At 66.6% G+C, this 15,620-nt stretch carries 14 protein-coding genes; 3 read left to right on the forward strand and 11 right to left on the reverse strand.

The features are described 5' to 3' along the window. The first annotated feature begins 476 nt into the window (after positions 1-476). Positions 477-1,637 carry a lipase family protein gene (locus IU459_RS18540; RefSeq protein WP_324198922.1) on the forward strand — a complete coding sequence of 387 codons (1,161 nt, stop codon included), beginning with the start codon at positions 477-479 and terminating at the stop codon, positions 1,635-1,637. 56 nt (positions 1,638-1,693) lie between these two features. On the opposite strand, the gene IU459_RS18545 is transcribed toward IU459_RS18540, so the two are convergent. From IU459_RS18545 to IU459_RS18560, 4 genes are all read right to left on the reverse strand, one after another. Continuing rightward, positions 1,694-2,983, reverse strand: a complete 1,290-nt coding sequence (locus tag IU459_RS18545; RefSeq protein ID WP_195130806.1) for an acyltransferase family protein — start codon at positions 2,981-2,983, stop codon at positions 1,694-1,696. A gap of 147 nt (positions 2,984-3,130) precedes the next feature. Then, on the reverse strand, positions 3,131-3,778 hold the full coding sequence (locus tag IU459_RS18550; protein ID WP_324198923.1) for a CPBP family intramembrane glutamic endopeptidase: 648 nt from the start codon (positions 3,776-3,778) through the stop codon (positions 3,131-3,133). Between the two features lie 67 nt (positions 3,779-3,845). Then, the gene (locus tag IU459_RS18555) at positions 3,846-4,856 is read right to left on the reverse strand and encodes an aldo/keto reductase (protein ID WP_228838120.1); all 1,011 of its coding nucleotides are present in this window, start codon (positions 4,854-4,856) and stop codon (positions 3,846-3,848) included. Next, positions 4,853-5,155, reverse strand: coding sequence for a hypothetical protein (locus IU459_RS18560; RefSeq protein WP_195130807.1), 303 nt, complete (start codon positions 5,153-5,155; stop codon positions 4,853-4,855). The genes IU459_RS18555 and IU459_RS18560 overlap by 4 nt, the downstream gene beginning before the upstream one ends. Positions 5,156-5,352: 197 nt before the next feature. Between IU459_RS18560 and IU459_RS18565 the strand changes: the two genes are divergently transcribed. After that, positions 5,353-6,501: a helix-turn-helix domain-containing protein gene (locus IU459_RS18565; protein WP_195130808.1), complete on the forward strand. Its 1,149-nt coding sequence runs from the start codon at positions 5,353-5,355 to the stop codon at positions 6,499-6,501. 50 nt (positions 6,502-6,551) lie between these two features. Here IU459_RS18565 and IU459_RS18570 read toward each other — a convergent pair whose 3' ends face one another. From IU459_RS18570 to IU459_RS18585, 4 genes are all read right to left on the reverse strand, one after another. Then, the gene (locus tag IU459_RS18570; protein ID WP_195130809.1) at positions 6,552-7,844 is read right to left on the reverse strand and encodes a glycosyltransferase 87 family protein; all 1,293 of its coding nucleotides are present in this window, start codon (positions 7,842-7,844) and stop codon (positions 6,552-6,554) included. Between the two features lie 130 nt (positions 7,845-7,974). Next, positions 7,975-9,528: an AMP-binding protein gene (locus IU459_RS18575; protein WP_195130810.1), complete on the reverse strand. Its 1,554-nt coding sequence runs from the start codon at positions 9,526-9,528 to the stop codon at positions 7,975-7,977. Between the two features lie 85 nt (positions 9,529-9,613). After that, a complete protein-coding gene (locus tag IU459_RS18580) occupies positions 9,614-10,741 on the reverse strand; it encodes a DUF5938 domain-containing protein (RefSeq protein WP_195130811.1) in 1,128 nt (375 codons plus the stop codon). Between the two features lie 32 nt (positions 10,742-10,773). Further along, positions 10,774-11,577 (reverse strand): SDR family NAD(P)-dependent oxidoreductase, encoded by an 804-nt coding sequence (locus tag IU459_RS18585; RefSeq protein WP_195130812.1) that lies wholly within the window; start codon positions 11,575-11,577, stop codon positions 10,774-10,776. A gap of 208 nt (positions 11,578-11,785) precedes the next feature. Here IU459_RS18585 and IU459_RS18590 point away from each other — a divergent pair, with 208 nt between their 5' ends. Beyond that, positions 11,786-12,427 (forward strand): TetR/AcrR family transcriptional regulator, encoded by a 642-nt coding sequence (locus IU459_RS18590; protein WP_324198924.1) that lies wholly within the window; start codon positions 11,786-11,788, stop codon positions 12,425-12,427. Between the two features lie 41 nt (positions 12,428-12,468). On the opposite strand, the gene IU459_RS18595 is transcribed toward IU459_RS18590, so the two are convergent. The 3 genes from IU459_RS18595 to IU459_RS18605 all read right to left on the reverse strand — a co-directional run bounded on the left by IU459_RS18595 (position 12,469) and on the right by IU459_RS18605 (position 15,606). Beyond that, positions 12,469-14,370 (reverse strand): potassium transporter Kup, encoded by a 1,902-nt coding sequence (locus IU459_RS18595; RefSeq protein WP_324198933.1) that lies wholly within the window; start codon positions 14,368-14,370, stop codon positions 12,469-12,471. A gap of 508 nt (positions 14,371-14,878) precedes the next feature. After that, positions 14,879-15,238, reverse strand: a complete 360-nt coding sequence (locus tag IU459_RS18600) for a hypothetical protein (RefSeq protein ID WP_195130813.1) — start codon at positions 15,236-15,238, stop codon at positions 14,879-14,881. Between the two features lie 17 nt (positions 15,239-15,255). Next, complete coding sequence (locus tag IU459_RS18605) at positions 15,256-15,606, reverse strand: ArsR/SmtB family transcription factor (protein WP_195130814.1); 351 nt, start codon at positions 15,604-15,606, stop codon at positions 15,256-15,258. Between the last annotated feature and the right edge of the window lie 14 nt (positions 15,607-15,620).

The raw sequence follows: 15,620 nt of genomic DNA on the forward strand, positions 1-15,620 counted from the left end.
GGCACGCCCTTGATCGGAGAAACCTACCGGTATTCGATCCAGGAAGGCGTGCCGGATTGATCACTATTGAGAAACGCCTTTCGGCTTCGGATCGGATCGGCGACCTTTCTCGGCCTGGATTCTCGGCTATATCGGCGTAGATGACTTCGGCGAAGACCCGAGTGGCGGCGTGTGCCCCTCCCCGAGCTTGCCGCGCCGGGATACCGCTGAAGGGTCGCTCGGGCCGGGCCGATCCCACCCCGTTCTGATCATCCGGCTCAACGAGGAGATCGCGAGACGGTTTCATTTCGGGCACATCCGACTCCCGCCCCGGCGTGTTGCTGATAGTTTGCTGACGCTGGCTCTAGAAGGCGGGCCCGCTGATCGACGAACGGCGCGAACTACCCGTGGAGGTAAAGGTCGTGACTCGTCTCTTTCTTCGTTCCCAAAGCAGCTGGCGTAGCGGTTCACGCAGAGTCCTCGGTTCGCTCGCCGGAGTGGCAGCCGGACTGCTGCTGGCGGTGACGGCAACCGCGGAGCCGATGTATCCGCGGCCTGATCCGGACCCGTTCTACGCCCCCCCGGCGGATTTGGCGGCGCACCAACCCGGTGATGTGCTCGACGTGCGGCCACTGCCGCCGCTGGCCCTCTTTCCCGGCGCGTCGGTCACGTTGGTCGAATTCCGGTCCACCGACTCGCATGGCGGTCCGATCGCGGCGACGACCACGGTCCTGACGCCCGCCAACCATCCGCCCAACGGGCCGCTGCTGTCGTATCAGCACTTCATCAATGCGCTCGGCGCCGACTGCGCGGTATCGCACCTGCTGTACGCCGGCGATACGAATCTGAATACGACGACGCCGATTTTGAACGTGCTGCTGCAGCAGGGCTGGAGTATCGCGATGCCGGATCATCTCGGACCGCGGTTCGCCTTCGGCGCCGCGCGTTTGGGTGGCCAGATCACGTTGGACGGCATCCGTGCGGTGAAGCGGCTGCCCGCACTCGGGCTGCAGCAGAGCCCAGCGGTAATGACCGGCTACTCCGGCGGCGGCATGGCCACCGGATGGGCGGCTGCGCTGCAGCCCTCGTACGCACCCGAGCTGCGGCTCGCGGGCGCGGCCATCGGCGGCGCCCCGATGAACCTGCTGACGATGGCGGAGGGGGTGGGCCTGGAGCCGCACCCGGCCTTCGGGCTGGCGATGGCGGCGGCGATCGGTCTGGAGCGGGAGTACCCGGACCGGGTGCAGACCAGCGCGTATCTCAACGAGCGCGGTCTCGAGGTCCGTGACGCCATGGCCAATAGCTGCACCAACGACATCCTTGCCCTCGGCGCAGGCGGCAGCGCTCGGGAGTACGTCACCACCACCTCGATCTTCGAGCGGAGCGAGGCCAGGACGGTGGTGGAGGAGAACAGCCTGGAGCTCTACGGCGGGGTGCCGGAAACGCCGATCTTCGAATGGCATTCGCCGGACGACCCGCTGATTCCGGTCGCCGCCATCGACAACACCAACCACCGCTGGTGCGCGGCAGGGGTGCGGTTGCAGACACTGCGAGTGCCCGGAATGGAGCATCTCTCCGCAGCGCTGATGGGCGCGCCCACGGTACTGGGGTGGCTCGAGGGCCGGGTTCGCGGAGAGCCTGCGCCCATCGCTTGCTGAGAAATAACGGGGGACGCTGATTCTGCGCCAGGGATGGGAAACGCAGCGCGTTGCGCTCAGGCTGAGGCGCTGCGGTGGAGGAGTCCGCTACGGGAGGCCAGTGTGCGGGTCGTGCTGAGCAGCGCGGTCGCCACAACGACGCCAACGATCGCCAAACCCGTTGTGCCCTCGGGAGATAGGCCGTGGCGCCAGATGACGTACACGCTGGCGGCCGCGACTACTGCACCGGTGAGGGCGGCTGTGGACGTGGTCCGGGCGGCATATCCGGCGCAGAACAGGTCCCAATACGTCATCAACCGGACGACGCCGAGGAGCGCGATGCCGCAGCCGAGGATCCACAGTGGCCGGGTCAGCCACCAGGTCTGCGGATCGCGCGGCAGGAGCAGCGCGGGCGCCGAAAGGGCGGCGCCGGTGACTGCCGAAATGACCGGAATGTGCCAGAGGTAGATGGTCATGAGGCGGGCGGACACGTAGTCGATGACCCGGCGTGTACTCCCGTGTGGCTCCCAAGTTCGCGTCCGTCGATCGGCGAGCGTGAATATCGCCAATTGGATTACGGCGAGAATCGAGATAGCGGTTGTCGGCGGAGCCAAATTCGATACGGCGGCGTCGGCTACTCCGTACATGGTCGGCGGATACGGTCCGGCCAGCACCATTGCCACGAGTGCGCCGATACCGATTGCGATGATCGCGAGCAGTCCGGCATTCGGCACCGGTCGCAGCGTCCGGCGAGCGTGCAGCACGCCGAGTTGATGACAGAACAACCAGACGAACAGCAGATTCCATTCGGCATAACCCGACCCCGTGAATCGCAGCGCATCGACCGTCAGCGACGCTGCGAGCAAGCCTGCGGGCACACACCACGCCGATCGGTCGTGCACCTGAACCGCCAAGGGCGCTATCGTCACCGCGATCAGGTACACCGCGAGAAACCACAGCGGGCTCGCCACCACATGCGCCGCCGTCTGCGCCATTGCATCCGAGTGGGCACGCAGCAGCCACACCACCGGTGCGAGCACCGCGATCAGTGGGATCATCGGCAAGGTCAGCCTCCGGGCTCGCGGCCCGAGATACGCGCCATAGCTCGTGCCCTGGGCACGCCATCGATCGATGACAAGGGTGTTGGCGAAGCCACCGGCGAGAAAGAACAGCGGCATGACCTGCAGCACCCAACTCGAGGTCCATATCGGCCTGCCATGCAGGGACAGATCACCCCGGACGGCGCCCCCAGCGCCGGTGACCCGCACCGAGATCCAATGCACGACCACTACCACACCGATGGCGAACGCCCGGACAACGTCGACGTTCCAGTCCCGTGGTGTGGTCCTGCTGCGCGGTGCGGTCACATTCCACGATTAGCTGGTAGGGCTGAATGCGAAATGAACGCCGGGCACGCAAACGATCTCGAATCGGCCGCGACCTCGGGCCGTCCCGCGCGGGCGACTCGACGAGCGCGCCGATCAACCGGTGCCGTTCACATTCGTCACGCGATTTCAGACACTCAGCTGGATCCGCGCCGACGGAGCCGCACCGTGATAGAAGTACCGGCCCAAGCCGACGGTGAAAATGAGCATCCCGTACAGCGAATGCTCGACGGAAACGGTGAACAGCGAGCGTGTCTGCAAATATCGTGTCGCGAAGATCCAGCCGCCGACACCACTGGCGACGACCGAGAACCAGCTGCCGAAGATGATGTGCACGTAGCCGAACGCGGCCGCGCTGGCTGCCACCATCCCGAGGCCGTCACCGAACACCGGCGCGTACCGATGGAAGAGAAACGAGCGGAAGATCAACTCCTGTGGGTACACGCTCAGCACGGGATACAGCACCATCACCGCGAGCCACAGCCAAGGATTGCGCCGCGGCAGGTCGAACAGATCCTCGCGCCGCAACACCGCGACCACCGCGCTGAGCGCCAGCGCGCTCGATCCCGTCAATGCCGCCATCGAGCGTGCCTGGGCGCCGAACGCCCCGGTACGCCACAGAGCAGCACGGTCGAAGGTGGAGGAACGCCGCAGGTAGACGGCGGCACCCGAGGCCAACGCGAGTAGTGCCGGGATCGGGGGCTTCCCCCGCATCACCGTGTTGTACACCGTCGTTCCACCGAAGAACAGTGCCGCGTACTCGGCACCCAGATACACCCGCCGCCACGGTCAAATCCTCATGACAACACGATATTTCGCGGAGCGCGAGTGTGCCGATCCGCCGTTACGTGTGGTTGCCCGGATACGCGGCCGGGCGAGACCGGCGGTGGGCATCGACTCGATCCCGGGTGTCGCCGTAGACGTGCGGTGATCGCTCGGATTGGGCGATGAAGTCGCCGGGGAAACCGAGTTCGAACGGAACTGCCGCCTCGAGGGCGGTTATCGCGTCTTCCGGCAGCGTGAGGCCGGCGGCGCCGAGATTCTCCATGAGCTGGGCGGCGGTGCTGACGCCGATGATCGGCAACACGGCGGGCGACCGGTGCCGGCTCCACGCGATGGCCACATGTGCTGGTGGCACGCCGAGTTCAGCCGCGACGGTGCCGACGGCCGCGGCCGCCGCGCGTTCTCGTTCGGTGTGCTGGACTGCGGTGGTGCGTCGTCCCGCGGCGCCGGACAGGATTCCGCGGGCCAACGGTGCCCAGGTCGTGACGCTCATGCCGAACGCCTCGGCCATCGGTAGCAGTTCGCGTTCGATATCGCGTTGCAGCAGGTTGTAGGGCACTTGCAGGCCCGCGAACGGTGTCTGGTCTCGGCACTGGGCGAGGGTGTTCGCCTGGGCGACTACCCACGCGGGGGCATCGGAGATGCCGATGTAGAGCACCTTGCCGGTGCGTACCACGTCGTCGAGCGCGCGCAATGTCTCCTCGATCGGGGTGTGCCGGTCCCATACGTGCACCCAGTACACGTCGATGTAGTCGGTGCGCAGCCGTCGCAGGCTCTGCTCGAGCGAGCGGACCAGGTTCTTGCGGTGATTGCCGGAGGCGTTCGGGTCGCTCGCGTCGCGGGTCAGTGTGTACTTGGTGCCGATGACGAACCGGTCGCGGCGGTCGAGCACCGTGCCGAGCATCTCCTCGCTGGCGCCGTAGGCCGAGGCGGTGTCGATGAAGTTGCCTCCGGCATCGGCGAAAACATGCAGAATCCGCCGGTATTCGTCGACGTCGTCGATCACCATGGTGCCGAGCACGAGCTCGGACACCCGCAGACCGGTTCGGCCGAACAGTCGGTATCGCATCATGAGAGCAGTCTGCGGCGCATACTCGCCCACAGGCAGGCCGTGTCAGGGCTAGTACTGGTGGCTCGCGCCACTGCCATGCCCCGTGGAGTGATCGACCAGCGCGCCTCGTACGGCGTCGCCATGATGAGGCCGCGCGATTCGAGTTGGCCGATCGCCCGGCGGGCACTCCACTCGATCAGTTGTGCGGCTCGGATGATCTGGTCGGCGGTCAACATCCCGCCTGGCGCGAGTACAGCGAGCACTGCCGTTTCCGCCACCGTGCCGGTATCCATCGCTTCCCCCTTTTGCCGATTCGTCATTGGTGCACCCGCCGCCGGGGACGAATGGCGTGGCGGGGGTCATGTCCGGCCGTGCCGATACGCCGGCATCAACCCGGCGGCGGGGGTGGAATAACGTTAGGCGGACATTGTGGCGTGCAGATGAATTCGCCGTCTACACGCGTCTACAAGCGTCTACATGCGTCTACAGCCCCAACATGGCTCGTTAGGCTGGAGTTGTGGAGCCCGACGCCACTATCACCGGTGCCAGGCTGCGGGCTGCGCGCGAGGCGGCGGGGCTGAGCTTGTCGGCGCTGTCGGCGCGCACCCACTACAGCAAAGCTCTGTTGGGCATGCTGGAGACAGGACAGCGTCAGATCGGGCCCGCGCACGTCCGCGCCTACGAGGAAGCGCTCGGGCGTGGTTCGGTGATGTCCGGCTTGTCCGCAGACGACGAGCAGGCGGCGGCGGAATGGCTTCGGCGCGTCGCCGAGTCCGACGTCGGCGGCGACACGCTCGACCGGCTGGAACTGGCGATCGACGACTTGGCGTCGGCATATCCGACGACTCCACCGGGGCAGCTTCTCGCGCAGGTCCGGCAGCATCTCGGTTATGCCGCGCGCCTGATGGACGGCAAGAAAACTTTGGCCGAGCATCGACGGCTACTCGTCGCGGTCGGTTGGCTGTCGCTGCTGGCGAGCACATGCCACATCGACCTGGGAGAGCTGTCAGCGGCAGCGGCGCGCGGGCATTCGGCATGGCAAGTCGCGGCCGAAGTCGAGCACGCGGAGATCGCCGCGTGGTGCTTGGAAACGCGAGCGTGGCAACAACTGACAGACGGGAATTTCGCGGCGGCGGCCGAGCTGTCGTGCGCAGCGCAAGCCATTGCACCGGCGGACAGTTCGGCGTTCATCCAGGCAACCGCGCAAGAGGGCCGCGCGCTGGCACGACTCGGCGACAGCAAGGGCACATACGGTGCGCTACGCAGGGTCGCCAGACTGGTATCCGGATTGCACGTACCCGACCGCCCAGAGCATCACTTCCGCTACGACCCCGCGAAATCCGACGCTTACGTAGCGACGACGCTGGCATGGCTCGGCGATCCGGCCGCCGAGTCATACGCCCGGCACCTTCTCGCCGACCTAGCCTGTGCCGCATCCGCCCGCCCTCGCCGAATCGCTTCCGCCAACCTGGATTTGGGCCTGGCGCTTGTTGCGGCCGGCAAGCCGGACGAGGCCGCGCACGTCGCCCTGACAGCCGTCACGTCCGGCCGACTGGTCCCATCCAACTACTGGAGGGTCACCGAACTGGTCGCCGGTATCGAGGACCGTGACGGGGCGGACGCTGCCACTGTGCGGGAAGCGTTCCGGGATACCTACCCAGCGTAGGCCGGTCGCGGCAGATGTTCGGTGAATGCAAGCCGTTGACGTCTTCGGGCTCAGCGGTGTGCTGGAACCTGCTCGGCGATGGTATTCGCGCGTCGACTCTGCTGGAAGAGCATCACGGCCACCACGCCCAGGTAGACGAGAGGGGGAACGCCGCAGACGATGGCGCGTACCCACTGCGGCATGTGTTCGACAGCGGCGGTCATGGCGGGAACATAGCTGGGCGCCCCGGTGAGGCCCAGATGCTTGATCTCCGCATACACCCAGGAGGTGAACCACATCGCGGATGCCGTGCCGACGCAGAGTGTCGCGGCGATCCACGCGGTCTGGTGGCGCTGGGAATGGATTGCTTTGTCCAGGAGGATGATCAGCAGCGGAACGAGCCACACCCAGTGGTGCCCCCAAGCCAGAGGCGGAATTACGCATCCGATCAATCCCACAACAGTCACGCCATGCAGATTCCGTCCGGCGCGACCGGCTCTTGCCGCGACGACGTATCCGAGGACCGCTGCGGTCGCGGCGCACAGGAGCCACACCCAGTTCGGTGCTTGGCCGGGCGCCCACAGATTCGCCAGCACACCATTGAGTGATTGGTTGCCCGGATGGCTCACCGGCCCGATTCGGTCGACATCGCGCACCGCATGCCCCCAGTAGTCGCGCGAATCCGCAGGCGCTACCAGCCAAGTGAAGACCACCGTGGCCGAGCCGGTAGATGCGGCAGTTGCCGCAGCCCGCCATTGCCGAGTGAGGATAAGGTATGGGAGGAACACGATCGCGGTGAGTTTCACGCCAGTGGCCACTCCCACTGACCATCCGCGCAACACTGCCGACCGGGGTCTGGTCAGATCCCACACGATGATCGCCATCAGCAGCAGGTTGATCTGGCCCTGCCAGAGGGTGCCCCGTACCGCCTCGAGAACCGTGGCAACAAGGGCCAGGCCGAAAGAGACCGCCGCCAGATGCAGGTCACCGCGATAGCCCAGCATCCGCCAGCATCGCCACACCGTCGCCCACAACGCCGCGCACGACATCGCGAGCCAAGCGAGCTTCGCGACACCGAACGAAACGGCCGCCATCGGAAGAAAACACAGTGCCGCGAACGGCGGATAGGTGAACCAGCCTCCGGGCGGCACCGGTGCGGCGTACAGCGGCTCCCCGTGTAGCAGTTGCAGCGCACCATTCCGGTAGATCGCCAGATCTCCTTGGTTTACCAGCAGCCCGAACTGCGGTGCGGCCCACGGCGGCACCAAGACCCACTGCACGACAAGCGCGGCTCCCCCAGCGACGAGCGCCAGCGTCGCCCAGCGCCTGGATATCCCGCGCTCATCCGTACCGCTGCTGTGCACGAGCACACCCCCTGTTTCTCGGAACGATCGCCGACCACCCACACCGTAGCCTCATGGCCAGAGACTGCACCGCGGTGTATTCGGTTGCGAGCCAAGGACCGGGCTCGGTGATGAGCAGTTCGTCGACCGATCAGCGGGGAAGGGATTCCTCGCTCTGCGCGCGGAGTTGGGAGCGGATTTCGGGCTTGAGGACCTTGCCGATCTTCGAGCGCGGAAGGTCGGCCCAGATCTCTACTTGTTTGGGGCTTTTCACCGAGCCAAGTCGTGCTTTGGCGAAGTCGCGTAGTTCGGCGGCGGTGGCGGTGCGGCCGGAGTGGAATTGGACGACGGCGGTGACGCGCTCACCCCATTTGTCGTCGGGCAGGCCGACCACGGCGCAGTCCTGGACGGCGGGATGGGCCAGCAGGGCCTGCTCGACTTCGGCGGAATAGACGTTGAAGCCGCCGGTGATGATCATGTCCTTGGCGCGGTCGACGACGTAGAGGTAGTTGTCGGCGTCGAGGTAGCCGATATCGCCGGTGTGGTGCCAGCCGTATCGCGACGCTTCGGCTGTCGCCTCCGGATTCTTGTGGTAACCGGCCATCACCAGCGGTCCGCGCACCACGATCTCGCCGCGTTCGCCGGTCGGCAGCAGCAGGCCTTCGCCGTTCATGATCGCCACCTGGGTCAGGGGAGTGGGACGCCCCGCCGAGGACAGCCGCTCGGTCGCGACGGAACCGTCCGGCCGGAAGTGTTCCTTCGGCGCCAGGGTGGAGACCATCATCGGGGCTTCGGACTGCCCGAACAACTGTCCCATGACCGGCCCGATCCGGTGCAGCGCCTGCTCGAGCCGAGCGGTCGACATCGGCGCCGCGCCGTACCAGAGGCATTGCAAGGAACCGAGATCGGTGCCGGGCAGGGCGGGGTGGTCGAGCAGCATGTAGATCAGCGTGGGTGGGAGGAAGGTATGCGTGACGCGGTGACGTTCCAGCAGAGTGAGGAATTCTCCCAGGTCGGGGGAAGGCATCACGACGATCTCGCCGCCGAGGGTCATGATCGGGAAACACAGCACGCCCGCGGCGTGGGTGAGCGGCGCGAGGGCCAGGTAGCGCGGCCGTCCATCGAACGGGTAGCTCATCAGCGTGAGCGCCGTCATCGCTTCGATGTTGTGTCCGGTGAGCCGGACGCCCTTGGGCCTTCCCGTGGTACCGCCGGTGCCGACCAGCATGATGACGTCGTCCACCGGTTCGGCTTGCCACTCGGTTGCCGGACAGTCGCGGATCCACTCGTCGAAACGCACCGCTCCGGAGCGGGGCGCGTCCAGGCAGACCAGGGTCGTCAACGCGGGCAGCCGCGGTGCGATGGCGTGCACCACCGGAGCGAAGGCGGAGTGGAAGATCAGGCACGTGCAATCGAAAAGGTCCAGCAATTCCTGGTTTTCGGCGGCTTCGTTGCGCGGGTTCATCGGGCACCACACCGCACCGGCGCGGGCGATGCCGAAGACGCAGGCGAAGGCGAGTGCGTCGTTCGCCGAGAGGATCGCGACCTTGTCACCCGGGCGCACTCCTGAGCCGTGCAGCGCGCGGGCGATCTGCCAGGACATCTGCTGGACCTGCTGATAGGTCAGCGTGTTCCCGTTCATGGTCAGGCAGGGCGCGGTCGCGCCCAGGGAGGCGCCCTTGTCGAGATAGTCGGTCAGACGCACAATCGTTCCTTCGAAAGCGAAGTGGGTGGATGGAAAGCCCGGCCTGCCGGCGTGCGGCATCGGACGCCGGCAGGCCGGGGAGTGCTCAACGGTGCACGGTGAGAACCGGTTCGGCGACCAGTCCGAAACCGCGCAGCACCCCGAGCAGTTCCCGGTGGCCGAACGCCTGGCAGGCCGAGGCGAACCCGACCCGCTTCGGCGGCGCCTGCAACAGCGAGTTCGCGGCGAACGCCTGCAGGAGACCGGTCTGCTTGTAGTTGCAGTTTCCGTAGATCACGCAGTGCGCGCGAGCCAGCGGACCCGACGCGTGGACCGAGTCCAGCGAGGTGTTGACGCGCGGATTCTCCCGCGGCGGCATCTCGCTGCGCACCGCCGCCGCCTGCTCGGTGAGCACCCGGTACTTCTCTTCCACCGGAAGGTCTTTCACCTGCTCGATGACGGCCTGCACGATCTGCGGAACGCCCAGCATCAGCGGCCGGTTGAAGACACCGCCGAGCACCTTCACGTTCGCGACGCGCGGATCGCGTTTGAACCAGACCGGATGCGAGGTGCCGCCCCACGGCAGAGCCAGCCCGATTTCGTGCTGGCCGGGCACGACGACGTCGTAGAGTCCGCCGTCGGCGGGCCACTCGACGTACTCGTTCTGCTCGAGGTAATACGCCCTGGACAGCGCGGCGTTGACCAGGATCGTCTTGGTCGAGGCGACGGTCGGGAAGCCCTTCCAGAAGACCTGGATGTCCAAGGTGTCCATGCCGGGCGTCTCGAGGCAGAGGTTGGCGGCGATCTCGCCGGTGGTGTACATCTGCGCGATGCCCGGCGACAGCAGCAGTCCGCGTTCGGCCATCTCGCTGCCGTACTGCTCGTCGCAGGCGATGAGCCAATCCTGTTCGCCGGTGGTGTCGAGGTAGTGCGCCCCCGCCGCGAGGCAGGACTGCACGACTTCGTGGCCGTATTGCGAGAACGGCCCGACGGTGTTGCAGACGACGGAGGCGCCGCGGAACAGTTCGGTCAGCGGTCCCACGTCGTGGGCGACCTCGACGATCTCGTGCTCGACGGTGTCGATGCCGGGGACCTTGTCGAGCGCTTCCTGCAGGCGGGACTTGTCCCGGCCCGCGGCGATGAACGGGATGTTGAACTCGCGCAGGTATTCACAGACCAGTCGGCCGGTGTAGCCGGAGGCGCCGTAGACGACGACGGGCTTGTCGTTGCTCATGAGATCTCAGACCTTTCGAAGTTGTTCGGTTCTCACATGCCCATGCCGCCGTCGACCGGCAGGCCGGCCCCGGTGATGAAGCGGGCGGCGTCGGAGGCGAGGAACACCACCGCGTCGGCCATATCGGCGACCTCGCCGAGCCGTCCCTGCGGGGTCTGCTCGATCACGGCGCCGACGGCGGCCTCCGCGCTGGGGAACAGTCCGATCTCGGCCACGTCGTTGGCCAGCCGCGCGCCCATCTCGGTGGGGACGAGTCCGGGGTAGACGCAGTTCACCCGGACGCCGTAGCCGAGCTTGCCGGACTCCATCGCGGCGACGCGGGTGAGGCGATCGACGGCGGACTTGGTCGACGAGTACACCCCGATACCGGGAAACGCGATGGTCGCGGCGACCGAGGCGATGTTCACGATCGCGCCACCGCGGCCCGCCGCCCCGCCCGGACGCATCGCGCGGAAGGCGTGTTTGATGCCCAGCGCCGTGCCCAGCACGTTCACCTCCAGCATCCGGCGCGCCTCGGACGGATCGAGATCCACCAGGAGACCGGTGATCTCGATACCGGCGTTGTTGACGACGATGTCCAGACCGCCGAGCGCGGCCACGGTGTCAGCGACCGCCTGCTCCCAGCGTGCGTCGTCGGTGACATCGAGCGGGACGAACTCGGCGACGGCGCCGGAGGCGCGCAACGCCTCGACGGTGTCCTTGCCGAGGTCCTCGCGGATGTCGCCGATCGCGACGGCGGCTCCGGCGCGGGCCAGCGCTTCGGCCATACCGGCGCCCAATCCCCGTGCTCCACCGGTGACCAATGCCCGGCGCCCGGTCAGGTCGTACCCACTCATCCGGCATCTCCTCCTCGAGATGGCTTGTGCGGCGCGAGCGCCTGACAGCGCTGCGTCCGACTGTGACGTGGATCACAGTACTGCGAAATTTTGACAGCCGTCAAGATTTTCTTTGACGACTGTCAAGTCGAAGCGGTCCGGTATCGAGCAGCCGCGTTACACTGAGCGGGTTCGCAGGGTGCGGACGCGTGGACGGAGAGAAGTCACGGTGACCGAGATCGTCGAGACCAGACGGGATCGCATCGCGCGCAGGCAGGTGGACAAGTTCGCGGAACGGCGCGCGCAGTTGGCCGCCGCCGCGCTGCACACCCTCGCCGAGCTCGGCTACGCGCGGACCAGCCTGCGGGAGATCGCGCAGAAATCCGAGTTCACCCACGGCGTGCTGCACTACTACTTCAACGACAAGGTCGAGCTGATCACCCACGTGGTGCGGCAGTACGAGGCGGTGTGCGTCACCCGCTACGACGACATCGTCGCCACCGCGACAACGGCCGATGGCCTGCGGAGCGACTTCGGCACCGCGATGGCCACCACCCTGGACACCGACGCCGCGCTGCACCGGCTGTGGTACGACCTGCGCAATCAGAGCCTGTTCGAGGAGTCCTTCCGCGACGACGTCATCGAGATCGACGGGCGTCGCGAGCAGATGATCCACAATGTCGCGCGGCGCTACGCGGAGCTGTCCGGCAAACCTCTGCTCGTGCCGTCCAAAACGGCATACGCCCTCTTCGACGGCTTGTTCCAGCAAGCACTGCTGCACAAGCTCTCCGGACGCGCCGACGCCGTCGACACCCTGCGTGCCGACGCCGCCCATCTCCTCGACCTGGTGACCGGCGACGGCCGGCCCTGACCCGCCACACCGGTCGCCACAGATGAACTGTCCGGCGCCGCCTATACCTCGATACGCGAGCCCATGATGATGGTGCGATCGCCGGGTAGTCCGAAGTGCTCGGCGGCGTCGGCGGTGATGTAGGAGGTGGCGATGAACAGCCGCTTGCGCCACGGCGCCATGGTGGGTGCGTCCCCGCGCCGAAGCTCGATCTTCGACAGGAAATAGGAGGCCTCGTCGAGCCGCAACGGCCCTTCGGTGCTGTCGGGGTGCAGCAGCGCCAGCGCACCGGGCACATCCTGCAGCTCCATGTAGCCGAACCGGGCGCTGACGTGGATGATCCCGTCTTCGGCATGGCCCAGGGAGTCGACGGCGATCCTTTCCGCCACCGAAACGCGGGGGACCGGCTCGGTCTCGATCGACATGATCACGACATGCTGGTGGCGCACCTGGTTGCGCTCGACGTTGGCCCGCATCGCCAGCGGCGTGGTCTGCTTGCCGCGGTTGAGGAAGATGGCCGTTCCGGGAACCCGGCGTATCGAAAGCTTCCCTTCGTGCAACTGGTCCACGAATTCGCGCAGCGATCCCTCGCGCCGTTCCCGCTCCGTGCTGACGATCTCGCGCCCGCGCTGCCACGTGGTCATCACGGTGAACGCGGTGAGGGCGATCATCAGCGGCAACCACGCGCCGTGCACGAGCTTGGTCAGGTTGGCCGCGACGAACAGCAGGTCCACCAGCAGCAGCGGGACGGCGCCGAGACCGATCAACCACAGCGGTGTGCCCCATCTGGCGCGGGCGATGTAGAAGAAGAGCAGCGTGGTGATCGTGATCGTCCCGGTCACCGCCATGCCGAACGCATAGGCCAGCGCTGCCGAGCTGCGGAACGCGAACACCAGAGTGAGCACCGAGACCATCAGCAGCCAATTGATCCACGGGACATAGATCTGGCCCGCGCTGGACTCCGAGGTGTGTGCGATCCGCACCCGGGGCAGGTAGCCGAGCCGGGCTGCCTGAGAAGCCACCGAATACGCGCCGGTGATCACCGCCTGGGAGGCGATCACCGTCGCCGCGGTGGCCAGCAGGACCAGGGGTAGCCGGGCCCAGCCGGGCACGAGCAGGAAGAACGGGCGGCTGATATTGCTCGGATCGTCGAGGATCAGCGCGCCTTGGCCGAGGTAGCTGAGAATGCAGGCGGGGAATACGAGGATCAGCCAGGCCCGGGTGATCGCGCGACGACCGAAGTGCCCCATGTCGGCGTAGAGCGCCTCGGCGCCGGTGACCGCGAGCACGACCGCGGCCAATGAGAAGAAGGCGATGTGGAAATGGCCGGTCAGGAAGCCCAGCGCGTAGGCAGGCGATAGTGCCTTCAGGATCTCCGGGTGGCGGGCGATGCCCGTCGCTCCGCACACGCCGATGGTGCCGAACCACGCGATCATCACCGGCCCGAATATCCGGCCCACCGCCGCGGTGCCGCGCCGCTGCACGAGGAACAGCGCCACGATGATCAGCGCCGTGATCGGCACGACGAACTCTTTCAGCGACGGTTCGACCACTTCGAGCCCTTCCACAGCGGACAGCACCGAGATCGCGGGAGTGATCATGCTGTCGCCGAAGAACAGCGACGCGCCGAAGATGCCCAGCGACGCCAGCACGGCGGCCTGCCGCCGACCGCGCTGAGCGCCCCACCGCCGCAGCTGCGTGATCAGCGCCATGATGCCGCCCTCGCCGTCGTTGTCGGCGCGCATCGCCAGCAGCACGTAGGTGATCGTGACGATGATCGTCACCGACCAGAAGATCAGCGACACCACGCCGTACACGTTCGCCATGCTGACCGGGACCGGATGCGGGTCGCGCGGGTTGAACACGGTCTGAATCGTGTAGATCGGGCTGGTCCCGATGTCGCCGAACACCACGCCCAATGCCGCGACCACCACAGCGAGCCGCACGGTGTCGTGTGCGCTCACACCGTGGCCTGTCCGCTCCTCATCCGATGTGGTCTCGTGCTGGTGATCGGTCACGGCGATCCTCCTGCGTGCGGGCTACGCTGCCGCATCCGGCGCTTATTCCGGACGTTACCGCTCCCCGGCGCGGCAATCGGCAGGTTGCTGGGGAATAGCGAGCAGTTCCGCCGTTAGAAACGATCACCGGGGGTACCCCTGAACCTGGGTCTCAATCGAAAAGAGGTGAACGACGATGATGACCTTGGACCAGATGATGGCGATGGCGCGCGACTGGTGGAATCGGATGTTCCCCGGTATGGGTATGCCGATGTTCCCCGGTATGCCGATGATGAGTTAACCCATACCCCGCAGGCCCGCATTCAGTTGTGCTGACCGGGGGTCTGGTCTGCTGCAGGCGGCTCGGGGGTCGCGGACTCGAGGCGACGTGGATGACCCGGACGACCGGGTGTCCGTCACAGGTCCCGAGTCCGGGGGATGTTGTGTCGCTGGAGTGGCCAAGACCTGGACCGCGTCAGCCTGCTTGCGGGGCGAGGGACGGGGTTCGTTTGCTGCGGAGCACGAGCAGCAGCGCGACGGTCAGATAGACCGCGGCGATGATCAGGTCGAGGGTTCCCTGGGCGGATTCGCCGTGGTCGAAGCGGTCGAGGGCGGCGACGGTGATGACGCCGGAGCCGAAGAAGTAGCCGGCCGTGAGCGCCGGGGCCGCCAACCGCCAGGGGAGGAAGGCCGCGATCAGCAGGACGAGCGAGAAAGTGAAGTCCGGGGCGGCGAAGATATTGTCCGCACGGTAGTCGGCATCGACGATGAGCGCGGTGATCAGCCACAGGCTGACCGGAATGGCGCATACCCGCGCGACGGTGTTCAACGACATGGCGAATTCCTTGGAGATCAAGTGGATTCGGGGCGAATGGGCTGACGGCCGGGCTCGGCTTGGGTAAGGATCGAGGCGACCAGACCGGGGAAGCGGGTGTCGAGCTCGGCGAGGCGCAGGGTATTCATGCGCTGGCGGCCCTGGTCGAACTGGCGGATCAATCCGGCATTGCGTAGTGCTTTGAAGTGGTGGCTGAGGGTGGACGGCGGAATGCCCAGACCGAAACTGCCACAGGGCCGATCGCCCTCGTCGATGAGCATCCGCACGATCCGCCGACGAGTCGGGTCGGCGAGGGCATGCAGGACGGCATCGATCGACACGGCCTCGATCTCCGGGTGATCGGCGGACCTCCAGCGCCCGAGTGGCATCGCACCTCCCCTTC

Source organism: Nocardia amamiensis (assembly GCF_015477605.1).
Taxonomy (GTDB): domain Bacteria; phylum Actinomycetota; class Actinomycetes; order Mycobacteriales; family Mycobacteriaceae; genus Nocardia; species Nocardia amamiensis_A.

Coding starts and splice junctions, on each gene's coding strand:
- IU459_RS18600 (WP_195130813.1), bottom strand. CDS start 15,238: ATGTCGTTGAACACCGTCGCGCGGGTATGCGCCATTCCGGTCAGCCTG.
- IU459_RS18605 (WP_195130814.1), bottom strand. CDS start 15,606: ATGCCACTCGGGCGCTGGAGGTCCGCCGATCACCCGGAGATCGAGGCC.
- IU459_RS18580 (WP_195130811.1), bottom strand. CDS start 10,741: ATGAGCAACGACAAGCCCGTCGTCGTCTACGGCGCCTCCGGCTACACC.
- IU459_RS18585 (WP_195130812.1), bottom strand. CDS start 11,577: ATGAGTGGGTACGACCTGACCGGGCGCCGGGCATTGGTCACCGGTGGA.
- IU459_RS18555 (WP_228838120.1), bottom strand. CDS start 4,856: ATGATGCGATACCGACTGTTCGGCCGAACCGGTCTGCGGGTGTCCGAG.
- IU459_RS18560 (WP_195130807.1), bottom strand. CDS start 5,155: ATGACGAATCGGCAAAAGGGGGAAGCGATGGATACCGGCACGGTGGCG.